Genomic DNA, 21,880 nt, shown 5'->3' on the forward strand with positions numbered 1-21,880 from the left:
AGTAGCTCAGCGAGCGGACATAAAGATATCTTTATATTTGCATCGGGGCGCCGCGGCGGGTAATGGCGCCGCAATGCCGGCCGGCGTAATGCGCCTTGGCCGACCCAATTTTTCGGAGACTTCCGCCGTGGCCACCGTGCTCGATCGCCCGACCAACGATTATGTCATTAAGGACATTGCTCTCGCAGATTTCGGCCGCAAGGAAATCGAGATCGCCGAAACCGAAATGCCGGGCCTGATGGCGCTGCGCGAGGAGTTCGGCGCGTCGCAACCGCTCAAGGGCGCGCGTATCACCGGCTCGCTGCACATGACGATCCAGACCGCCGTGCTGATCGAGACGCTGACTGCGCTTGGTGCTGACGTACGCTGGGCCACCTGCAATATCTTTTCAACGCAGGATCACGCCGCCGCCGCGATCGCGGCGACCGGCGTGCCGGTATTCGCCGTGAAGGGTGAGAGCCTCGCCGAATATTGGGACTATGTCGGCTCGATCTTCAACTGGGGCGCCGATACCGATGGCACGACCGCCAACATCATCCTCGACGATGGCGGCGATGCGACGATGTTCGCCCTTTGGGGCGCGAAGCTCGAGGCCGGTCATTCGCTGGGCGACCCGGAGAATGACGAGGAAGTGGAGTTCCAGCGCGCGTTGAAGGCTTTCGTGGCGAAATATCCGGGCTACCTTACCGAGACCGTCAAGAACCTGAAGGGCGTTTCCGAGGAAACGACCACCGGCGTCCACCGGCTCTACGAGATCGCCAAGAAGGGCGAACTGCCGTTTCCGGCGATCAACGTGAACGATTCGGTTACCAAGTCGAAGTTCGACAATCTTTACGGCTGCAAGGAATCGCTCGTCGATGCGATCCGTCGCGCCACTGATGTGATGCTCGCGGGCAAGGTCGCCTGCGTCGCCGGTTTTGGCGATGTCGGCAAGGGCTCGGCGCAGTCGCTGCGCAATGGCGGCGCTCGGGTGTTGGTGACAGAGGTCGATCCGATCTGTGCGTTACAGGCGGCCATGGAAGGCTTCGAAGTGGTGACGATGGAGGAAGCGGTGACGCGCGCCGATATCTTCTGCACCGCGACCGGAAACGCCGATGTCATCACTGCAGATCACATGAAGGCGATGAAGCCGATGGCGATCGTTTGCAACATCGGCCACTTCGACAGCGAGATACAGATTGCGGCGCTCAGCAACTATGAGTGGACCGAAGTGAAGCCGGGCACCGATCTGGTGAAGTTCCCGGATGGCAAGCAGATCATCGTGCTGGCCAAGGGGCGTCTGGTGAATCTCGGTTGCGCCACAGGCCACCCGTCTTTCGTAATGTCTTCGTCTTTCACCAACCAGACGCTGGCGCAGATCGAGCTCTGGACCAAGGGTGAAAACTACCAGAATCAGGTCTATGTCCTGCCGAAGCATCTCGACGAGAAGGTAGCGGCACTTCATCTGGAAAAGCTTGGCGTGAAGCTTAGCAAGCTTAGCCAGAAGCAGGCGGACTATATCGGCGTTAAGGTCGAAGGGCCGTTCAAGCCCGATCACTACCGCTATTGATCGATAATGACGCACGAAACGAAGGGGGTCGCGACGCGGCCCCCTTTTTTCATGGAGCAACTCTGCTTATCACCGCTCGCATGACGATCCACCACGGGCGGGTGCGCCTGGCATGATCGAGATCTCGACCGCCGCCGCGCTTGCCGGCGGGGTGATCGTCGCGCTGTTGCTGATGGCAGGGATTTGGCTGCTGTTCACGGGGCTGAGCGCCGCAGCACGCGCGCGCGCCTCGGTTGGAGCTAACGACCGGTATGAGGCGCTGCTGGCCGCCGCGCCGGCCTCGCCGATGCTTGCCTATGCCGACGGCAGGATCGAAATGAACCGGACAGTGGCCGGCTGGCTTGGCGCGGAGGGCTTGCCAACGCGAATTGACGAGCTGGCGGGCGTCATCCCATCGGATACAATCGACGCGCTCAAGAACGATATCCTCGCCGCGCACCGATCCGGCCGCGGTTTCGCGCGTACGGTCACGCCAGCGGGTTCGTCACGCACGCTGATGTGGCGCGGCGAACGCGGACCGCGCCAGCTGGGTGCCGCCGTGGTCATCTGGGTGTTCGACGCTAGCGATAGCCAGCGGGAGATTGCCCGGCTTACCGAGCAGAAGGGCGAATTGCTCAACGCGTTCGAGGCGCTGACAGGTCTAATCGAAACGGCGCCGTTGCCGATGTGGTATCGTGGGCCGGACCTGAAACTGGCGATGGCAAATTCCGCCTATGTGGCGGCGGTCGAGGCACGCGACGCGGCCGATGTGGTGGCGCGCGGGGTCGAACTTGTCGAGGGTTCCGGGCAGGGCGGTCCACTTGGCGGAGCGGTCGCGGCGCGAGAGCAGGGGCGCCCGCAGGAACGGGTGCTTCCTGCGACCATCGCGGGCGAGCGCCGCTCACTCAGGCTTCATGATATTCCGCTCCCGGCGGGCGGAGTGGCCGGGTACGCGATCGATATCGAGGATCTCGAACAGGCGCATGCGCGCGAGCGGCGTTTCGCCGAGGCGCAGCGCGCGCTGCTCGATCGGCTCTCTGCCGGCGTGGCGCAATTCGGCCGCGACCGAGCGCTCACCTTCTGCAACCAGCCGTTCCGTCGCATGTTCGCGATGCGCAGCGAATGGCTGGCGGATCGCCCCGAATTCGATCGGGTGCTCGAACGCATGCGCGAGGCGAACCGCGTACCGGAGATGCGCGATTTTCCCGGCTGGAAGATCGAGCGGCGCGACTGGTTCACCCAGGCGAACAGCGCATTCGAGGAAACCTGGCTGCTGCCCGATGGCGCGCATATCCGCGTTCTGGCACAGCCGCTGCCCGACGGTGGCCTGTTGTTGATCTTCGAGGATCGAACGGAACAGGTGCAGCTGGCCTCCGCCCGCGATACACTGCTTCGCGTTCGCACCGCGACGTTCGACAATCTGTTCGAGGCGCTCGGCGTGTTTGCCTCTGATGGCAAATTGCAGCTTTGGAACAATCGCTTTCGCGCGCTCTGGGGATTGGAGGAGGAATTTCTCAGCGGTCATCCGCGTGTCGATGCGGTGGCGGAAAAGGTTGCACCGAAGCTCGCCAACCCGTCGCGCGCGAAGTTCATCAACGAACTGGTTCGCGCTGCCACGGTCGAGCGGCAGATGCGCAGCGGGCGCGTCGATCTCGCGGATGGCAGGCATTTCGAGTTTGCCGCTGTCCCGCTGCCGGATGGCAATGCGCTGTTCACCATGCTCGACATCACCGACAGCCGCCGCATCGAGCAGGCGCTGCGCGAGCGCACCGAAGCGCTGGAGAATGCGGACCGGATCAAGACGGCGTTCGTCGCCAGCATGAGTTACGAATTGCGCACGCCGCTTACCTCGATCAGCGGCTTCGCGGAGATGCTGCACGGGGGATATGCCGGCAAGCTGACCAAGCAGGCCGACGCCTATGTCGAGGCGATCCTCGAATCGGTCGAGCGGCTGGGCATCATGATCGACGATGTTCTTGATCTGACGCAGGCCGTCGGCGAGGGCGAGGGGCTGGATCGCGACGATGTTGATCTCGCCGCGGTCGCGCGTGCGGCGGCCGATCGGGTGGCGGCGCAGGCCAAGCGCGTCAAGATCGATTATGTAGTCGAAATCAGTCATTCCGTCGGCCGCATCACCGGCGATGCCCGTCGGATCCGCGAGGTCGTGGAGCATCTGCTGCGTCACGCGATAGATGCGGCGGGCGAGGGCGGGCGCGTCCTGCTCCATGCGGATGGCAATGCCAGGACAGCGAGGATCGTCATATCGGATGACGGGGCTGGTATGGACGCGGAGACTGTCGCTCATGCTTTCGATCGATTTGCGCGCCCCGGCATCGCCACAGGTGGCGAGCGCGCACTCGACCTGGGCTTGCCGCTAGCCAAGCAGTTCGTCGAGGCGCATCGCGGGACGATCTCGCTGGTCAGCGAGCCGGGTGAGGGCACGCTTGTAACGGTTGAGCTGCCGAGGCGATGATTCGGCTGGCCGATCCGCAGGAGACGGAGGCCTTGGGCGCTTCGCTCGCGGCGACGCTTTTGCCCGGCGATGTCATCATGCTCGACGGGCCGCTGGGTGCCGGCAAGACGAGTATCGCGCGCGGACTGCTCGCGGCGCTGGGCCTGAAGGGCGAGGCGCCTTCACCGAGCTTTGCGATCGTTCAGCCTTATGCGCCGCCGGAGGTGCGTGTGCCGGTGCTGCATGTCGATCTTTATCGCATCGACGATCCGCGCGAACTGGACGAACTGGGGCTGGACGAGGCGCGCCATGATTCGGCGCTGGTGATCGAATGGCCCGAACGCGCCGGGCCGGCGGTTTGGCCCGATGCTTTACGGTTGCGCCTGGAGATTTTGTCTGACGGTTCGCGCGGGTTGACTTGGCATGCGCCCCCGGCTTGGGAAGGACGATGGCGACCGATATGATTCCACCTCCCGCCGCCGCTGCCTTCCTCGCCGCGAACGGCTGGGCGGGGGCGGAAATCACGCCGCTGGCGGGAGACGCGTCCTTTCGCCGCTATTTCCGGGTGCGCAATGCCGATCGATGCGGGGTGTTGATGGATGCTCCGCCGCCGCACGAAGATCCGCGCCCGTTTATCTCGATCGCGAGATGGCTGGCGGACCGTGGCTTTGCCGCGCCTGCCATCCATGCAGCCGACGAGGCCGCCGGGCTGGTGTTGATCGAGGATTTTGGCGACGATCGGATGCGCGAGGCCATCGAGACAGATCCGGGTTCGGCGGTGCGCCTTTACAGCGCGGCAATCGACGTGCTCGTCGCATTGAGACGGCATGAGGCGATGGCAGGGCTGCGGCCATATGACCTTGCCGAACTGCAACGCGAAGCTGCCCTGCTGGTCGAATGGTATTGTCCCGCCATAGGGCTAGACGTCGATGAGGACGCGTATCGCGCAGCATGGTACGAGGTGCTGCCACTTGCGCTTGCGCAGCGCCCGGTGACGGTATTGCGTGACTACCACGTGGAGAATCTGATGCTGATCTCCGAAGGATTGGGGCTGCTCGACTTTCAGGACGCGCTGGCGGGGCACCCGGCTTACGATCTCGTCTCCCTGCTTCAGGATGCTCGGCGCGACGTGGAGCCGTCAATAGAAGAAGCCATGCTCGCGCGATATCGGACGGCGGCGGGCGAGGGCGATGCTTTCCTGGATGCGTATCACGTGCTCGGTGCACAGCGGAATGCCAAGATCATCGGCATTTTCACTCGGCTATGGAAGCGAGACGGGAAGCCCCGGTATCCCTCGCTATGTCCGCGCGTCTGGGCCTATCTCGAGCGCGACCTTTCCTACCCTGCGCTCGCGCCTGTCGCGGCGTGGTTCGATGCCAACATACCGCCGGAACTGCGCGGTGATCCGATGGTGCTGTCAGCGCGATGACACGACCCAAAGCGATCCGGCCTGACCCGGGCGGCAACGTGCCGAAGACCGCGATGGTAATGGCTGCCGGGCTCGGCAAGCGCATGCGCCCGCTGACAGCGACACGCCCGAAGCCTCTGGTCGAAGTCGCGGGCAAGGCGCTCATCGACCATGTCTTCGATCGTCTGAAGGCGGCTGGCGTGGAGCGCGCAGTCGTCAATGCCCATTATCTCGCCGACGCGCTGGAAGCGCATTTGCGCAACCGCGTGTCGGGAATCGAGATCGTCATTTCCGACGAGCGGGATCAACTCATGGAAACCGGCGGCGGGCTGGTGAAGGCGCGTGCGTTGCTGGGAGACGAGCCCTTCCTTTACGTCAATAGCGATAATCTGTGGGTCGATGGGCCGAGCGATGCGATCCGCCTGCTCGCGGCGCGATGGGACGATGCGGCGATGGATGCGCTGTTGCTGATGATCCCCTATGCCAACGCACACAATCATCGCGGGCAGGGGGATTTCCGCCTTGCCGCCGATGGCCGGATCACCGGACGGCGCGGGCGCGCGCCGGTTGCGCCATTCGTATGGACCGGGGTCCAGATCATGCATCCCCGCCTTATCGCCGATTGGCCGGAAGGGCCGTTCTCGACCAACCTGTTCTGGGATCGCGCGATTGCGGCGGGCCGTGCCTATGGCATGGTGCATCAGGGCATGTGGTTCGATGTCGGTACGCCAACCGCGATCGGGCGGACCGAGGCATTGCTTGCGGATGGCTGAGGGGCGGAGGCCGTCGCTCTATACAATTCCGGCGCACCGGGCCTTTTCGGACGCGCTCGTTGCCGGGCTGATGCGTCGACACGGCCGAGAGCCGCTCGATCTGGCGCGTGGGCTGGTGCTGGTGCCCAACAACCGTGCGAAGGTCGCGGTTACGGAGGCATTCGTGCGGGCCGCGGGCGGCGGACTTGTGCTGCCCCGGCTTGTGGCGATCGGGGCGGACGATCTGGGTGAAGCGATCGGCGCGGCGCTCGATCCGGGCGACGATGCCGCGCCGGTTCCGCCGGCGATCACTCCGCTTGCACGACGCATGATACTGGCGCGGCTGGTGCAGGAGGAGCGACCAGATCTCGGCGCGGCCGAAGCTGTGCGGCTGTCAGGGGATCTGGCGCGCACGCTGGATCAACTCATCATAGAAGAAGTGCCGCCTTCCCGACTTGCGGAACTGGATCTTGGACCGGAGCTTTCGGCGCATTGGCAACGGGCGTTGGCGGCGTTCCGGGTGGTGCTGGATCGGTGGCCGGGCGAGCTGGCAAAGCTGGGGCGCATCGATCTTGCGGAGCGACGGGCGCGGTTGCTGGATCGTCTCGGGGCACGGTGGCGGTCCGTGCCGCCGCCCGGCTTCGTCTGTGCGGCCGGCGTAAACGATTCCGCTCCCTCCGTCGCGCAACTGCTGCGTCATATCGCGGATTTGCCGCGCGGAATGGTGGTGCTTGCGAATGTCGATACCGCCATGCCCGATGAGGAGTGGGACGCGATCGGCCCGCATGGCGATGATGATGGGCGGCGCGCGATCGAGGTTCATCCGCAATACCATCTGAAGCTGTTGCTCGAGCGGATCGGCGTGGGCCGTGCCGAGGTTTCGATCTGGCGTGAAGGCAGCGAATATGATGCCGCCTCCTCACGCTCGCGAGCGATTGCGAATGCGCTGGCGCCGGCAGATTTTACGGGGAAATGGACGCAATTGACGTTGGCCGAGCGGCGGTTGACGGGTGTGCGCGCGGCCGAATTCGCGACGCCATCGGGAGAGGCGCAGGCCATCGCTCTGGCGCTGCGGGGGGCATTGGAAACGCCGGGGCGCACGGCTGCTCTCGTCACCCCCGATCGCGCGCTGGCGCGGCGGGTCGCAGCGCATTGCCGGCGCTGGAAAATCGATATTTTCGACACCGCCGGCCAGCCGCTGTCGGTTCTGCCGCCCGGTACCCTGCTGAGTGCGATTGCCGAGGCGGCGGCGCAGGATTTCGCGCCGCTGGCCTTGCTGACCCTGCTCAAGCATCCGCTGGTACGGGCGGGCGCGGAGCGGATCGAATGGCTTGAGGGAGTGCGGAGGCTGGATCGCGCGCTGCGAGGCCCAAGGCCAGCACCTGGGCTAGCCGGGATCGATGCGCAGATTAGCGACGATCAATGGTGGAGCAACGCTCGGCGGCTGCTGGAGCCGATTGCGGCGGCGCTTGGGCACGATGGGCAATCGCTGGCGCAGCGCGTCGCAGGGCTTCGCGATGCGGCTAATGCGCTGGCGGGAGATGAGGCATGGCGCGGGCCGGCTGGTCGGGCGGCGGCGGATTTGCTCGCAGCACTGGAGACGGAAGCGGATACAGGACCGCGCAGCGTCTCACGGGATGATTTTGTGCCGCTCATCCGCCTGCTCATGGACGAGGTGGCCGTGCGTCCCGCTCAGGGCGGCCACCCGCGTGTCGCGATCTACGGCCTGATCGAGGCCCGGCTCCAGACGGCCGACCTGATGATCCTCGGCGGTTTGAACGAGGGCGTCTGGCCAGGCATTCCCGCGCCCGATCCATGGCTTGCACCGCGCATCCGTGCGATGCTTGGCCTGCCGGGGCTGGAGCGGCGGATCGGCGTTGCCGCGCATGACTTCGGCCAGGGCCTGGGAGCACCCGAGGTGTTGCTGACGCGCGCGCGGCGGGACAGTCGCTCGCCGACGCTCGCCTCGCGCTTCTGGTTCCGGCTTGAGGCGATGGCAGGCAAGGATTTTGCACGCGCGCATGATCTCGAACATTGGGCGGAGGCGCTGGATCGGCCGACCGCCTATCGACCGGTGATCCGTCCCGCGCCTTCGCCGGCAAAGGCCATGCGGCCGCGCCAGATATCGGTCACCCAGGTCGATCGCCTGAAAGCCGATCCCTTCGCGTTCTACGCGCAGCGCATTCTGCGGCTCTCGTCGCTCGATCCGGTCGATGCCGATCCCACCGCCGCGTGGCGCGGCACCGCCGTGCACGACGTTCTCGAGAAATGGGCGCGCGAGGATGATTGTGCGATCGAGAAACTGCGCCCGCGCGCGCTGGCGATGCTCGATAGTCCGGCGGCGCATCCGCTGCTCCGCGCCTTGTGGCAACCCAGGTTGATCGCTGCGATCGACTGGATCGCAAACCGCCTGAATCAGCAGCGGGCGGAGGGCCGCATGGTGCTGCGTGTCGAGGAAAAGGGAGCAACCGAGATCGCGGGCGTGACCCTGTCGGGCAAATTCTACCGGATCGATCGTGCGGCCGACGGCAGCCTGGTGATCGTCGACTACAAAACCGGCAAAGCGCCGTCGCCCGCGGCGGTCAAGGCCGGCTTCTCGATGCAGCTAGGCCTGCTCGGCGCCATTGCGGAAGCGGACGGGTTCGCGGGCATCACAGGGACTGCGGGCGGCTTCGAATATTGGTCGCTCGCCAAATATCGCGATGAATTCGGCCAGGTCACTTCACCGGCCGATCCCGCGGGCAAGAACAATCGGATCGTGACGGGCGAGTTCGTCGCGGAGGCCCGCGCGGCCTTTGCAGAAGCCGCGGCGCGCTGGCTGACCGGGGACGAGCCGTTTATTGCCAAACTGCACCCCGAATACGCGCCCTATGCAGATTACGATCAGTTGATGCGCCGCGACGAATGGTATGGTCGTGACCGCTGAGGTGCTTACGCCGCTGCCCCCGTTGCGGGGCGAGCAGCGCACCGCGAGCCGCCCGGATAGCCACGTGTGGCTCTCAGCCTCCGCCGGCACCGGCAAGACCCAGGTGCTCGCCGCGCGGGTATTTCGTCTGCTGCTGCGGGGCGTATCGCCGGGCGCAATCCTGTGCCTGACCTTCACGAAAGCCGGAGCGGCGGAGATGTCGGGTCGTGTCAGCCAGCGGCTCGCCGCCTGGGTGCGCGCGCCGGATACCGCGCTAGCCAAGGATCTGATCGCGCTCGGCGAGGATCCGACACCGGAGCGCATCGCGCTCGCCCGCACCTTGTTTGCCAAGGTGCTCGATGCGCCGGGTGGTGGCCTGCGGATCCAGACCATCCACGGTTTCTGCCAGGGCCTGCTCGCAGCCTTTCCGGCGGAGGCCGGGTTGATTCCGGGTTTTCGCCCGATCGAGCCGCGCGAGGAAACGTTATTGATGCGGCAGGCGCTCGGCGATTTGCTGGTCGATGCGGAACGTGAGGGGCGAAATAAGCCGACGACTGTGATCGGCGCACTTTCGGTTCGACTGGGCGAGGAGAAAGCCGAGGCGTTCCTGCGCGATTGCGCGCGCGCCGGGCGCGTGCTGGAAGCGCTGCCAAGCGGGATTGGCGCATATGTAAGGCGGGCGCTGGATTTGCCCGAGGGCGATATCGAAGCAACCATTCGCGAGGCCTGTGCAGATCACATCGTCGATCGCCCCGCGCTCACCGAGATTGCGACGCTCAATCGGGAGTGGGGGACGAAGAACGGCATCGCGCGGGCCGATGCGATCGCGAACTGGTTGGCGGCGGACGCCGGGCATCGCGCCATTACTCTTGAAACCCTGCACGCGGTCTGGGCGAAGTCGGACGGCGACCCACGCTCATTCGGGAAAGGCCAGGCTCCACAACAGGCGGCCTATCCCGATCTCGCCATCGGGCTGTACGAGCATGTCGCCGGGTTGCTCTCGCTGCGCGTGCGCGGGGCCTTTTCGGATCTTCTTGCGGACGCACTGGCGGTGGGGCGCGAATATGCACGTGCCTATGCGTCCGCGAAGCGTCGGGCCGGAGCAGTCGATTTTGATGATCTGATCGCAGCAACGGTCGATCTGCTCGATCAGCCAGGGATCGGCGATTGGGTACGGTTCAAGCTGGACCAGATCACCGAGCACGTCCTGATCGACGAGGCGCAGGATACCAACGCCAGCCAATGGCGGATCGTGCGCGCGCTGGTGGACGAATATTTCGTTGGGCGCGGGGTGCATGCGCCCTCGACGCGCACGCTCTTCACGGTGGGGGATCACAAACAGGCGATCTTTGGCTTTCAGGGCACCGATCCGATCAACTTCATGGCCGCGGAACAGTATTTCGCCCAGCGCGCATCGGAGGTGACTGGCGATGCTTTCATGCCGGCTGACGAGCGCGGGTTGCCGTTCGAGAAGCTGTCGCTGGTGGCGTCTTTCCGTTCGACCCGGCCGGTGCTGGAATTCGTGGATGCGGCGATCGGGCTCCTCGGACACGGCGCGCTCGGCATGGCGGGGGAGATACCTTCCCATTCAAGTGAGGTGCCCGGGCCGGGCTTCGTCGAATTGTGGCCGCCGATCTGCTCCGGGCCGGGCGAGAATGACGACGGTGAAGAGCAATGGATCGACGATGCCGTGCGCGAAAATGCCGCGCGCATCGCCCGTCAGGTCAAGGCGTGGCTCGACGACGGCCTGATGCTGGAGAGCAAGGGCCGCCCGATCCGGCCGGAGGATATCATGATCCTCGTGAAAAGGCGGGGAGAACTTGCGCAACTGCTCGTTGCGCGCCTTTACACCGAGGGAGTGCCCGTTGCCGGCGTCGATCGGCTACGGCTGAACGCGCCGCTTGCTGTCCAGGATCTGCTCGCCACCATCCGCTTCGTGCTGCAACCGGAGGACGACCTGAGCCTGGCTAGCCTGCTGGTCTCGCCGCTGATCGGCTGGACCCAGGAGGAGTTGCTCGAACGCGCCATCCCGCGCAAGGGCAGCTTGTGGCGGCACCTTTCCGCGCATCACCGAGATCGGCTGGCGCCGCTCGATGCGATGCTGGCGCGCGCGGATTTCACCACGCCCTATCAATTTCTCGAGGAAATCCTATCCGGCCCGCTCGACGGGCGCCGCCGGCTGCTCGAGCGGCTCGGCGAGGAAGCGCGCGACCCGATCGAGGAACTGCTTTCGGCAGCGCTCGATTTCGAAACCAGTTCAACGCCCTCGCTGCAACGCTTTCTCGACTGGTTCGATCGCGGCGAGGTGGAGATCGTTCGCGATGCCGCTCAACCGCGTGACGCCGTCCGCGTGATGACGGCCCATGGCGCAAAGGGGCTTCAGGCGCCGCTAGTGATCCTCGCGGATGCCACCGCCGACCCGGACGCGGCGCTGCGATCGGCGCTGATGTGGAAGCCGCCCGGGCTGGCGGAGCCGCTTCCAGTATTCCGTCCGCGCAAGGAGGAACGCGCCGGCACGATCGATCACGAAGTCATCGCCGCCGATGAACGCGAACGGCAGGAGCATTGGCGGCTGTTCTATGTCGCGGCGACGCGCGCGGAAGAGCGGTTGGTGATCGCTGGTTCGCTCAGCGCCAAATGGCAGGGCGTGCCGCCGCCCGAGAGCTGGTATGGCGTTGCCGCCGGCACCTTCGACGCGCTGGGTGTGCCCACAGGCGATTATCGCAGCTTCTCCGGCACGACCCCGCCAACAGTGGCCAGGCCCAGGGTCGGCGCGCGGGCGGAAAAGCCAGAGCCTGCGGCATTGCCCGATTGGGCTCGCCAGCCCGCCCCGCAGGAGCAGCGGCCGCCGCGCCCGCTCGCGCCTTCATCGCTTGGCGAGGACGAGGTTGCCGATCCGCCGCCCACACCGGCGATGCGACTGGCAGCGGAACGCGGGCGGCTGATGCATGCGCTGTTCGAGCGGTTGCCAGCGGTGGCGCCCGCCGAACGCACCGCCGCCGCGAGCCGCTGGCTTGAGCAAATAGGCCAGGTGGCCGATGCCAACGAACGCGCATCGATCATCGAGGCGGCCCGGCGCGTGATCGAGAACCCGGTCAATGCAGCGATGTTCGGCCCGGATTCTTTGGCCGAAGCGCCGATCAGCGCAGTGCTCGAGGACGGGATCGTGGTGGCGGGAACGGTCGATCGGCTGCTAATCAACGACCATCTTGTCCGCATCGTCGATTTCAAGGCCGGCCGCCAGATTCCCCGCGATCTGGGCGATGTGCCGACGTATCACCTGCGGCAGATGGGGGCCTATGCCGCCGCCCTGGCCGTGATCTTTCCCGGCCGCGTGATCGAGGTCGCCCTGCTTTACACCAATGGCCCGACGCTGCTGCCGATCCCCGACGATCTGCTCGCGCAGCACAAGCCCCGCTATCGGCGCACGGAGTAAAGCTAGCAGGCTCCCGGTTGAGTGCGGACGCGTCGCGCCTTACTTTAATCGCAAAGGAGATTTGCGAATGGCTACGAAAGCGATCACCGACGCCAGCTTCAACGCCGACGTCATCCAGTCCGACAAGCCGGTGCTGGTGGATTTCTGGGCCGAATGGTGCGGCCCGTGCAAGATGATTGGCCCGAGCCTGGAGGAAATCTCCGAGGAACTGGGTGAACAGGTAACGATCGCGAAGATCAACATCGACGAGAACCCGGATGCGCCGGGCCGCTACGGCGTTCGCGGCATTCCGACGATGATCCTGTTCAAGGGCGGCAGTCCGGCCGCTACCAAGGTCGGCGCCGAGCCCAAGGGGCGGATCAAGGCTTGGCTTGAAGGCGAGTTGGCCTGACAATCAGGTAAGCGGGATCATGACCCGGCTCGCGTAGCCGGGTCGTTCCTGCAATCGACGATGCCAGTCGGCGAGATGGCACAGCTCTGGACGTTCGATCGGAAGCGCGAACCAGGTGTGGGCATACACGCCCATGGGGATATCGCCGATCCCGAAGCGCGACCCGGATAGCCACGGGTCGGCTGCGAGCGCGTCGTTGACGATTGTGAGTAGCCGGGCACATGCCGATACAGATCGCGCGACCGCCGCGGCATCCCGCTTGTCAGGCGCCTTTCGGACCAGATTAAGGAAAGCGTCCCGCTGCGCGTCGGCATAGCCGAATTGCCAGTCCATCCAGCGATCTGCCAGCGCACGCTGACGGGGCGATCCCGGCCACATGCCAGTATCGGGATGCGCGTCTGCGAGATAGCGCAGGATGGCGTTCGATTCCCACAAAATGAAGTCGCCGTCCTCGATCGTGGGGATCAGCCGGTTCGGGTTCTTCGCGACATAGGCGTGGTCCATCCCGAACGCGCCGCCAGTGTCGATACGCTCGTAGGGAAGCGCCAATTCATCCGCGAGCCACACCACCTTTTTTACATTGTGCGAATTGAGCCTGCCCCAGATACGCAGCATGTCAGCTCCGGTAATCGGCGTTGATCGATATATAGCCGTGCGTCAGATCGCAGGTCCACACCGTCGCGCCGCCGTCTCCCAGTCCGAGATCCACGCCGATCTCTACCACCTGGCCCTTCAGATGCGCGGCGACCGGGGCCTCGTCATAGCCTTCGACCGCGAGACCGGCGCTCGCCACCTGCGTCGTGCCGAACCGGATCGCCAGCCGGTCGCGCTCGGCTGGCTCGCCCGCCTTGCCGACCGCCATGACAACGCGGCCCCAATTGGCATCCTCACCGGCGATAGCGGTTTTCACGAGTGGCGAGTTGGCGATCGACATCGCGATACGGTGCGCGCTGCGGTCGCTTTCGGCGCCCTCTACGGTGATCTCGATCAGCTTCTGCGCCCCTTCGCCATCGCGGACCACCAACATCGCCAGTTGGCGGCACAAATCCGCCAGTGCCGCCCGAAACGCATCCGCGCCGGGGCTGTCGTCGCCTGACAGCGGGGCGTTGCCCGCCTCGCCGGTGGCGAAGGTGAGCACGGTGTCGCTGGTCGAGGTATCCCCATCGACCGTGATGCACGAGAACGTCCGCGCGTTCGCCGACGCCAGCGCCGCCTGCAAGAACGCCGGCTCTGCCGCCGCATCGGTGAAGATGAAGCCGAGCATGGTCGCCATGTCCGGCGCGATCATGCCCGATCCTTTGATGACGCCTACCATGGTGATTGTGCGGCCATCGACGACCGCAGTGACTTTCGCGCCCTTGGGATAGGTGTCCGTGGTGCCGATCGCCTCGGTCATCGCGCGCCAATCGCACGGCTGGGCGCTGAAGGCGGCGTCCAGCCCGGCCTCGGCCTTGTCGATCGGCAGCGGCACGCCGATCACGCCGGTGGAAGCCACGAACACGTCCGACGGGAGGCACCCGAGATGCCCGGCCGCCCGCGCGGCGATCGCCTCCACCGCCGCACGCCCGCGATTGCCCGTGAAGGCATTGGAGTTTCCGGCATTGACAACCAGCGCGCGCGCATTGCCGAGCACCAGCGCCTTCCGGCACCATTCCACCTCGGGCGAGGGACATTTCGATTGCGTGAACACGCCCGCAACCGCCGTGCCGGCGCGCAGCGTTACGAAGGTCAGGTCGCAGCGATCCCATGTCTTGTACCCGGCGCGCGCTACACGCGGTGTCGCGCCAGCAACGGCGGGCAGATCGGGAAAGGGCGTGGCGAGTGGCGAAATGGACGTGGACATGCCCCGCGCCATAGCCATCTGTCCCGTACGGCAAAAGGGGGCCGCGCGCATTGGGTGCGCCCGTCGTTTACGGGCTGGCGCGTGATCCACCGATGCTCGATGCAAAACGGTTGGACGTTTGGCTTGTCGCTCCCTATGTCTCGCTGCGCATGAACCTGCTTCTGCTACTTTCGGCCCTGCTATCCGCGCTGACGGGCGTCGGCGCGCGCGTGGTTGCGCCGCAAGCCGTGCCGACGATGACGCAGGAGCGCGTAGCGCGCAACGTTCCGGCCGCAGCGGTCGTAACGCGCGCCGTCCGGCCCGTCATGAAGCTGCCGACGCTCGTCAGCGTCGCTGGCGGAATCACGGTGACGATCTTTTCCGTTCGCTTTGCCCCGGCGTGGCTGGAGCGCCGGCGCGAATAACGCGCCCGACGCGATCCGCGTTCGCGCGCGACGCGTTCCCGTAACACTATACAAGCGTGCGTGCCGCACTTTGCCGGCGCGCTGCGTCAATCCCGATATACACAGGAACTCCGCATGTTTGCTGGCATTGCAAAGTCGCTTTTCGGCTCCTCGAACGATCGCTACGTCCGCTCGCTGAATCCCGTCCTGGCCAAGATCGCGTCGTTCGAGCCGGCGCTGGAGGCGATGGACGACGCGACGCTAGCCAACCAGACCACGCTGTTCCGTGAGCGGCTTGCGAACGGCGAGACGCTCGACCAGCTGCTGCCCGAAGCCTTCGCCACGGTTAGAGAAGCGGCGCGGCGCGTGCTTGGCCAGCGCCATTATGACGTGCAGATGGTAGGCGGCATCGTCCTCCATCGCGGAGAGATCGCCGAGATGCGCACCGGCGAGGGCAAGACGCTGGTTGCGACGCTGGCCACTTATCTCAATGCGCTGCCGGGCACGGGCGTCCACGTCGTTACCGTCAACGATTATCTCGCCAGCCGCGACGCGGACTGGATGGGGCGCGTCTATCGATTCCTGGGGCTGACGGTCGGCGTGATCGTGCCGAATCTAAGCGATGCGGAACGTCGCGAGGCTTACGCCGCCGATATCACTTACGGTACGAACAATGAGTTCGGCTTCGACTACCTGCGCGACAACATGAAGTACGAGCGCGATCAGATGGTACAGCGCGCGTTCGCCTATGCGATTGTCGACGAGGTGGACTCGATTCTGATCGACGAGGCGCGCACCCCGCTCATCATTTCCGGCCCGACCGACGACAAGTCCGATCTGTACATGCAGGTGGATGCGGTGGTGAAGCAGTTCACCGGCGAGGATTACGAAAAGGACGAGAAGCAGAAGTCGATCATCCTCACCGAAAGCGGCACCGAACGCGCGGAGCGCATGCTCGAGGCGGCGGGGCTGCTTCAGGGCAGCAATCTCTATGATTTCGAGAATACGCAGGTCGTCCACCATTTGAACCAGTCGCTTCGCGCGAACATGATGTTCAAGGCGGATACCGATTATATCGTGAAAGACGGCAAGGTCATCATCATCGACGAGTTCACCGGCCGCATGATGGACGGTCGCCGCTGGTCCGACGGTCTGCACCAGGCGGTCGAGGCGAAGGAGGGCGTTACGATCGAGCCCGAGAACCAGACGATGGCCTCGATCACCTTCCAGAACTACTTCCGTATGTATCCCAAGCTTTCCGGCATGACCGGCACGGCCGCGACCGAGGCGGCGGAATTCTACGACATCTACAAGATGAACGTCGTCACCATCCCGACCAACCTCAAGGTGCAGCGTGTCGATGAGGAAGACGAATTCTACAAGGACACGCACGACAAGTTCCGCGCGATCGCCCGCAAGATCCGCGAACATGCCGAAAAGGGTCAGCCGGTGCTGGTCGGTACGGTGTCGATCGAAAAATCGGAGCTGTTGAGCGAATTCCTCAATCAGGAGGGGGTCGATCACTCGGTCCTCAACGCGCGCTATCACGAACAGGAGGCGCATATCGTGGCGCAGGCCGGCCGGCTTGGCGCGGTGACGATCGCGACCAACATGGCCGGCCGCGGGACCGACATCCAGCTTGGCGGCAATCTCGAATTCCGCATGGAAGATGAGTTGGCCGGCGTGCCGGAAGGGCCGGCGCGTGACGCGGCCATCGCGGATATAAAGGCCGAGATCGCAGCGGAAAAACAGAAGGTGCTGGAAGCAGGCGGCCTGTTCGTGCTTGGCACCGAGCGCCATGAAAGCCGCCGTATCGATAACCAGCTTCGTGGCCGGTCGGGCCGTCAGGGTGATCCGGGGCTGAGCCGCTTCTACCTCAGCCTGGATGACGATCTGCTGCGCATCTTCGGCCCCGATACTTTGTTCGCGCGCATGATGCGCAGCAATATCGAGGACGGCGAGGCGATTGGCTCGAAGTGGCTGACCAAGGCGATCGAGACGGCACAGAAGAAGGTCGAAGCGCGCAATTACGACATTCGCAAACAGGTCGTCGAGTATGACGACGTGATGAACGACCAGCGCAAGGTGATTTACGAGCAGCGCGCCGACATCATGGACGCGGATACGGTCGGCGACGTGGTGACGGACATGCGCGCGGAAACTGTCAACGCGATCGTGGGCGAAGCGTGCCCACCGAATTCCTATCCCGAGCAATGGAATGTAACGGGAATGAAGGAGCGTGTCGTAGAATTACTCAACATCATGCCGCCGATCGACGACTGGCTGGCCGAGGAGGCGATCGATGCGGAACTGGTGACCGAGCGGCTGCTGGCGGAGGCTGACGCGGCTGTTGCGCAAAAGGCCGCCGATCTTGAGCCTGAGACGTGGACGCAGGTCGAGAAGTCAATCCTGCTCCAGAATCTTGATCATCACTGGAAGGAACATCTCGCAACGCTCGACGCTTTGCGACAGGTGGTTCACCTGCGCGCCTACGCGCAGAAGACGCCTATCAACGAGTATAAGCAGGAAGCGTTCGCGCTGTTTCAGCGAATGCTGGAAAACATTCGTGAGGATGTGACCCGCACGATTGCCTACGCGCAGTTTCAGATGCAGGCGCCGCCCACGCTGCCTGACCTGCCGGACTTCATCACGACGCATTTCGATCCGTTCTCCGGCGAAGACAATTCCGCGGATATCGACGCGGGATCGCTGGGGCTCATCTCAACCCAACTTCCACCGCTCCAGATTGCGCAGCCTAGTGGATCCGAGATCGGCGCCGATCCCGAAAGCTGGAAGGGTGTGGTGAGCCGCAACGCGCCGTGCCCATGCGGATCAGGACTCAAATACAAGCATTGCCACGGCGCGGTGTGAGATCACTGGCCGGGTCTACGCCTGGCGCTGAACGAGAAAAGGGACGGCGGATCGCTTTGATCGGCCGCCCCTTTTCATTTCTTCCCTAACGGATCAGGGCTTCGGCATCACCACCGTCGGCCCGATCCGGTCAGCGACATCACGTGCGTTGAACGCCCGCACCTCATCGCGCGCCGGTGTGCCCTTGCGCATCACGATTTCTGCCGAAGCCTCGTAACGGTCGACCGTGCGAACATCGATATTGTCGCCCCAGAACGGATCGCCGAACCACGGATCCCATGCACGCCAGCCGAAGCCGCGCCCGTAATAACGCCATGATGGCCCCCAGAAGCCGCCCATGCCGAAACGCGGCCCGGGTGTCGAATAGGTCTGCGCCTGGCGATCTGTCGTGCGATCGACCATCACGAAATAGTCATAGCCGTTTTGAAGTGTCAGCTCCGCCGCACGGAACAGAAGATAGCGCTCCACCGTGTCGCGATCGGTGACGGTGTTGCCGGCGAAAGTGACCAACCAGCGATTGGCCTCGATCTGTCGATCGCTATAGCCGGTGCGGTAGAACCCCTTGCCCGTCGCTGGGCGATAGGTGGTCTCCGTCGCACAGCCGCTGACCAGCAGAGCGCCCGATGCAATAGCAGCGATGAGCTTGCCGCGACCTTTGAGATGCTCGATCATCTTCTATCTCCATACCCGCCCGATCGACGGCCTCCCCATACATGGGGCCTGACGATGAAACGTGCGATGAACGCGTCGGGTTTCATCGTCGGAATCTGCCGGCAAGCGAAAAGTTTTTATGCGGTCGTGGCGAATAATTGCACCGTGACGGTGTCAACGGGTCGCGCGACCGGCGTCCGGCACATAGGCGTCGATCAGCGCGCCGACATAATCCGGGTTGCGCGCGGTCAATTCGGGGGAGGGGCGGCCCGGCGCATAGATGAAGCCGTTGACGGTATAGATCGTACCACCAAGCCCTTGGGAATCGCGATACCAGACCTTCACTTCGCTCCAGTCATTGTCGGGCGAGACATCATAGAGCGTCACGTCCTGCTCTGCATGACCGCGCGCACCATCGACGCGGGACCAATTGGCATGCGTGAGCATCAGCACGCGCCGCTCGACGATTCTGCTGACCACCGCAACGTGTCCCAGCGGCAACCGGCCCTGCCGGGCGAAGGCGATGACTGAGCCGACTTTAGGCTGGTGCCCGCGAGGATAACGGCCCTCCGCCTGATCCCACCACGTCCAGGCGTCGCCGAAGATCTGAATGCCTGATACGGCCCGCGCGAACGGCACGCACTGCCCGATATAATCGAGCAATGCTGCTTGCGCAGGCACCGACTGCGCCACCGCTGCAAAGGCCAGCAGGCCAAGGGAATATCGCTTCAACACCGCATCGCACTCTCAGTTCACACTGATGGCGGAATGGTTACCTTTTTCAGTTAACAAATAGTTAGCGAAGAAGCGGGTCGTCGTGAGATAGACTCGCTTCGGCGTGTTAGGACCGTTTTCAGGGGCGATTGGCCTGCCGCTTCGCCATAAATGCCAGCCGTTCGAACAGCATTACATCCTGCTCGTTCTTCAACAGGGCGCCGTGGAGCGGTGGGATCGCCTTGGTCGGATCCCGGTTCTGCAGCACGTCGAGCGGCATATCCTCGTGCAGCAGCAGCTTCAGCCAATCGAGCAGTTCGCTGGTCGAAGGCTTCTTTTTCAGGCCCGGCACCTCGCGCACCTCGTAGAATATGTCCATCGCCTTCGAAACGAGGATCTTCTGGATGCCAGGGAAGTGAACGTCGACGATCGCCTGCATCGTGTCCCGGTCGGGGAACTTGATGTAGTGGAAGAAGCAGCGGCGCAAAAACGCATCCGGCAACTCCTTTTCGTTGTTCGACGTGATGACGACGATCGGACGCTCGGCCGCGCGTACCGTCTCCTTCGTCTCGTAAACGTGGAATTCCATCCGATCGAGTTCCTGAAGCAGATCGTTCGGAAATTCGATATCGGCCTTGTCGATTTCGTCGATCAGCAGCACAGGCAATTCGGGCGACGTAAATGCCTCCCACAATTTGCCCCTGCGAATGTAATTCCCGATATCGTGGACGCGCTCGTCGCCGAGCTGTCCGTCACGGAGGCGGGCAACGGCATCATATTCGTACAGACCCTGCTGCGCCTTGGTGGTGGACTTCACGTTCCACTCGATCAGCGGCGCGCCGGTTGCCTTGGCGATCTCATAGGCGAGTACGGTCTTGCCGGTGCCGGGCTCGCCTTTCACCAGCAACGGGCGACGGAGCATCACCGCTGCATTGACGGCGACTTTCAGATCATCGGTCGCGACATAGCTTTGCGTGCCCTCGAAACGCTTCATGCCCTCATCCCGTTCAATTCAAAAACTCGGTACGGCGATAGCGGCAATAAACTGTCCCGCGCAAGACGCTATCCGCGCTGTGCGGCCAGTACCTGGTACGCCATCACGGCAGTCGCCACCGCTGCATTCAGGCTGTCCGCCTTGCCGAGCATCGGCAGCTTCACCAGCAGGTCGCACGCCGCCTCATAATCTTCGGGTAGCCCTTGCGCCTCGTTGCCGGTCAGCAGGAAAGTCGGGTCGGGGTAGGCTGGCGTGCGATAATCATGCTCGGTCTGAAGGCTCAGGCCCACGAGCGTGCCAGGTCCACCGCGCAGCCAGGCGAGGAACGCCTCCCACTCGCACCTTACGACAGGCACCGTGAAAAGTGCGCCCATGCTGGCCCGTACGGCCTCGACCGAGAAGTGATCTACACAATCGCCGATCAGAATCAGGCCGCCCGCGCCGACGGCGTCGCCAGTGCGCAGGATCGTCCCGAGATTGCCGGGGTCGCGCAGTCGCTCGGCGACTAGCCAGATGCCGGATGCGGAGCGATCCAGTGTATCGAGGGACGCGGAGAATTCGTCGAACACGCCGACGACTGCCTGCGGATTATCCTTTCCGGAAAGCTTGGAGAGGATATCGGCTGTCGTCTCGATCGCCTCGCCGTGACGCGATTCGACGGCGGCGATCAGACGCTCGACCAGAGGATGCCCGGCGCTGGCGGCGGTGAAGAACAGATAGCGCGGCAGGCGGCCGGTCTCCTGCGCCTCGGTTAGGATGCGCAGGCCTTCAGCAAGGAACCGTCGCGATTCGCGGCGATGGCGCTTGTCGCGCAGATCGCGCACCTGCTTGACGAGCGGGTTGGAAAAAGCGGTAATCTGGCGGGGCATCAATCCTCGCCGAACTTTCCCTCGACGAGCCCGCACATGGCGGCGACGACATGCTCGGCCTCATCGCCGGTCGCCGAGATGGTGATCGTGTCGCCCATCGCCGCTCCCAGCATCATCAGGCCCATGATCGAGGTGCCCGTCACGCTCGAACCGCCCCTCGCGACGTTAACGGGGATCGGCTGTTCCGCGGCGAGCGTCACGAATTTGGCGCTGGCGCGTGCATGAAGACCGCGCCGGTTGCTGATCCGCACCTCACGCGACACCGTCACGCAGCGGCCTCGCCCAGCACCTCGGACGCGACCGAGATATATTTGCGCCCGGCCTCCCGCGCGGCGGCGACCGCCGCCACGACCGTCATCGACTTACGGGCCGATTCGAGACGGATCAGCATGGGGAGATTGATCCCGGCGATCACCTCGACGCGGCCACGCTCCATCAGCGAGATGGCGAGGTTTGAGGGGGTGCCGCCAAACAGGTCTGTCAGCACGATGACCCCGCGTCCAGCGTCCACGGCGGTGATCGCCGCCCGGATGTCGGCGCGACGGGCCTCCATGTCATCGTCCGGGCCGATCGCGACGGTCTGCACCTGCTTCTGAGGCCCGACGACATGCTCCATCGCCGTGACAAATTCGTCGGCGAGACGCCCGTGCGTGACAAGAACCAGGCCGATCAATTGCTTGTTG

The 21,880-nt window shown here is 64.3% G+C and carries 18 protein-coding genes; 10 read left to right on the forward strand and 8 right to left on the reverse strand.

Features of this window, described 5'->3' with window-relative positions; genetic code table 11:
- Positions 1–73 precede the first annotated feature (73 nt).
- From ahcY to trxA, 8 genes are all read left to right on the forward strand, one after another.
- Complete coding sequence (gene ahcY, locus ACM61V_RS10905) at positions 74–1,549, forward strand: adenosylhomocysteinase (protein WP_419713986.1); 1,476 nt, start codon at positions 74–76, stop codon at positions 1,547–1,549.
- Between the two features lie 112 nt (positions 1,550–1,661).
- Positions 1,662–4,001, forward strand: coding sequence for a sensor histidine kinase (locus ACM61V_RS10910; RefSeq protein WP_137786071.1), 2,340 nt, complete (start codon positions 1,662–1,664; stop codon positions 3,999–4,001).
- Positions 3,998–4,444: a tRNA (adenosine(37)-N6)-threonylcarbamoyltransferase complex ATPase subunit type 1 TsaE gene (gene tsaE / locus ACM61V_RS10915; protein WP_171007517.1), complete on the forward strand. Its 447-nt coding sequence runs from the start codon at positions 3,998–4,000 to the stop codon at positions 4,442–4,444. The genes ACM61V_RS10910 and tsaE overlap by 4 nt, the downstream gene beginning before the upstream one ends.
- Positions 4,441–5,409, forward strand: a complete 969-nt coding sequence (locus ACM61V_RS10920; protein ID WP_171007531.1) for an aminoglycoside phosphotransferase family protein — start codon at positions 4,441–4,443, stop codon at positions 5,407–5,409. The genes tsaE and ACM61V_RS10920 overlap by 4 nt, the downstream gene beginning before the upstream one ends.
- Positions 5,406–6,161 carry a nucleotidyltransferase family protein gene (locus ACM61V_RS10925; RefSeq protein ID WP_137786073.1) on the forward strand — a complete coding sequence of 252 codons (756 nt, stop codon included), beginning with the start codon at positions 5,406–5,408 and terminating at the stop codon, positions 6,159–6,161. The genes ACM61V_RS10920 and ACM61V_RS10925 overlap by 4 nt, the downstream gene beginning before the upstream one ends.
- Entirely contained in the window at positions 6,154–9,066 is a 2,913-nt protein-coding gene (gene addB, locus ACM61V_RS10930) for a double-strand break repair protein AddB (protein WP_419713987.1), read from the forward strand. The genes ACM61V_RS10925 and addB overlap by 8 nt, the downstream gene beginning before the upstream one ends.
- Positions 9,056–12,481, forward strand: coding sequence for a double-strand break repair helicase AddA (gene addA / locus ACM61V_RS10935; RefSeq protein ID WP_419713988.1), 3,426 nt, complete (start codon positions 9,056–9,058; stop codon positions 12,479–12,481). Before addB ends, addA begins: the two co-directional genes overlap by 11 nt.
- A gap of 67 nt (positions 12,482–12,548) precedes the next feature.
- The gene (trxA, locus tag ACM61V_RS10940) at positions 12,549–12,872 is read left to right on the forward strand and encodes a thioredoxin (protein ID WP_137786076.1); all 324 of its coding nucleotides are present in this window, start codon (positions 12,549–12,551) and stop codon (positions 12,870–12,872) included.
- Positions 12,873–12,875: 3 nt separating this feature from the next.
- On the opposite strand, the gene ACM61V_RS10945 is transcribed toward trxA, so the two are convergent.
- Together ACM61V_RS10945 and argJ are read right to left on the reverse strand one after the other, a co-directional pair.
- Entirely contained in the window at positions 12,876–13,487 is a 612-nt protein-coding gene (locus ACM61V_RS10945; RefSeq protein ID WP_137786077.1) for a glutathione S-transferase family protein, read from the reverse strand.
- A gap of 1 nt (position 13,488) precedes the next feature.
- Positions 13,489–14,715: a bifunctional glutamate N-acetyltransferase/amino-acid acetyltransferase ArgJ gene (gene argJ, locus ACM61V_RS10950; RefSeq protein WP_137786078.1), complete on the reverse strand. Its 1,227-nt coding sequence runs from the start codon at positions 14,713–14,715 to the stop codon at positions 13,489–13,491.
- 50 nt (positions 14,716–14,765) lie between these two features.
- Between argJ and ACM61V_RS10955 the strand changes: the two genes are divergently transcribed.
- Both ACM61V_RS10955 and secA read left to right on the forward strand, forming a co-directional pair.
- Entirely contained in the window at positions 14,766–15,119 is a 354-nt protein-coding gene (locus ACM61V_RS10955) for a hypothetical protein (protein ID WP_137786079.1), read from the forward strand.
- A gap of 114 nt (positions 15,120–15,233) precedes the next feature.
- Positions 15,234–17,969, forward strand: a complete 2,736-nt coding sequence (gene secA / locus ACM61V_RS10960) for a preprotein translocase subunit SecA (protein WP_419713989.1) — start codon at positions 15,234–15,236, stop codon at positions 17,967–17,969.
- A gap of 93 nt (positions 17,970–18,062) precedes the next feature.
- Here the strand turns inward: secA and ACM61V_RS10965 are convergent, their stop codons facing one another.
- The 6 genes from ACM61V_RS10965 to ACM61V_RS10990 all read right to left on the reverse strand — a co-directional run bounded on the left by ACM61V_RS10965 (position 18,063) and on the right by ACM61V_RS10990 (position 21,870).
- A complete protein-coding gene (locus ACM61V_RS10965) occupies positions 18,063–18,641 on the reverse strand; it encodes a CC0125/CC1285 family lipoprotein (RefSeq protein WP_171007518.1) in 579 nt (192 codons plus the stop codon).
- Between the two features lie 153 nt (positions 18,642–18,794).
- Positions 18,795–19,352, reverse strand: coding sequence for a CHAP domain-containing protein (locus ACM61V_RS10970; RefSeq protein ID WP_137786081.1), 558 nt, complete (start codon positions 19,350–19,352; stop codon positions 18,795–18,797).
- 121 nt (positions 19,353–19,473) lie between these two features.
- A complete protein-coding gene (locus tag ACM61V_RS10975; protein ID WP_137786082.1) occupies positions 19,474–20,328 on the reverse strand; it encodes an AAA family ATPase in 855 nt (284 codons plus the stop codon).
- A gap of 68 nt (positions 20,329–20,396) precedes the next feature.
- Positions 20,397–21,197 carry a TrmH family RNA methyltransferase gene (locus ACM61V_RS10980; protein ID WP_137786083.1) on the reverse strand — a complete coding sequence of 267 codons (801 nt, stop codon included), beginning with the start codon at positions 21,195–21,197 and terminating at the stop codon, positions 20,397–20,399.
- Positions 21,197–21,466 carry an HPr family phosphocarrier protein gene (locus ACM61V_RS10985; protein ID WP_137786084.1) on the reverse strand — a complete coding sequence of 90 codons (270 nt, stop codon included), beginning with the start codon at positions 21,464–21,466 and terminating at the stop codon, positions 21,197–21,199. The genes ACM61V_RS10980 and ACM61V_RS10985 overlap by 1 nt, the downstream gene beginning before the upstream one ends.
- Positions 21,463–21,870 (reverse strand): PTS sugar transporter subunit IIA, encoded by a 408-nt coding sequence (locus tag ACM61V_RS10990; protein ID WP_137786236.1) that lies wholly within the window; start codon positions 21,868–21,870, stop codon positions 21,463–21,465. The genes ACM61V_RS10985 and ACM61V_RS10990 overlap by 4 nt, the downstream gene beginning before the upstream one ends.
- Between the last annotated feature and the right edge of the window lie 10 nt (positions 21,871–21,880).

Origin of the sequence: Sphingomonas sp. TX0543 (assembly GCF_048565505.1) — a bacterium.
Lineage (GTDB): Bacteria > Pseudomonadota > Alphaproteobacteria > Sphingomonadales > Sphingomonadaceae > Sphingomonas.

Coding starts and splice junctions, on each gene's coding strand:
- ahcY (WP_419713986.1), top strand. CDS start 74: ATGCCGGCCGGCGTAATGCGCCTTGGCCGACCCAATTTTTCGGAGACT.
- ACM61V_RS10910 (WP_137786071.1), top strand. CDS start 1,662: ATGATCGAGATCTCGACCGCCGCCGCGCTTGCCGGCGGGGTGATCGTC.
- tsaE (WP_171007517.1), top strand. CDS start 3,998: ATGATTCGGCTGGCCGATCCGCAGGAGACGGAGGCCTTGGGCGCTTCG.
- ACM61V_RS10920 (WP_171007531.1), top strand. CDS start 4,441: ATGATTCCACCTCCCGCCGCCGCTGCCTTCCTCGCCGCGAACGGCTGG.
- ACM61V_RS10925 (WP_137786073.1), top strand. CDS start 5,406: ATGACACGACCCAAAGCGATCCGGCCTGACCCGGGCGGCAACGTGCCG.
- addB (WP_419713987.1), top strand. CDS start 6,154: ATGGCTGAGGGGCGGAGGCCGTCGCTCTATACAATTCCGGCGCACCGG.
- trxA (WP_137786076.1), top strand. CDS start 12,549: ATGGCTACGAAAGCGATCACCGACGCCAGCTTCAACGCCGACGTCATC.
- ACM61V_RS10945 (WP_137786077.1), bottom strand. CDS start 13,487: ATGCTGCGTATCTGGGGCAGGCTCAATTCGCACAATGTAAAAAAGGTG.
- argJ (WP_137786078.1), bottom strand. CDS start 14,715: ATGTCCACGTCCATTTCGCCACTCGCCACGCCCTTTCCCGATCTGCCC.
- secA (WP_419713989.1), top strand. CDS start 15,234: ATGTTTGCTGGCATTGCAAAGTCGCTTTTCGGCTCCTCGAACGATCGC.
- ACM61V_RS10965 (WP_171007518.1), bottom strand. CDS start 18,641: ATGATCGAGCATCTCAAAGGTCGCGGCAAGCTCATCGCTGCTATTGCA.
- ACM61V_RS10975 (WP_137786082.1), bottom strand. CDS start 20,328: ATGAAGCGTTTCGAGGGCACGCAAAGCTATGTCGCGACCGATGATCTG.
- ACM61V_RS10980 (WP_137786083.1), bottom strand. CDS start 21,197: ATGCCCCGCCAGATTACCGCTTTTTCCAACCCGCTCGTCAAGCAGGTG.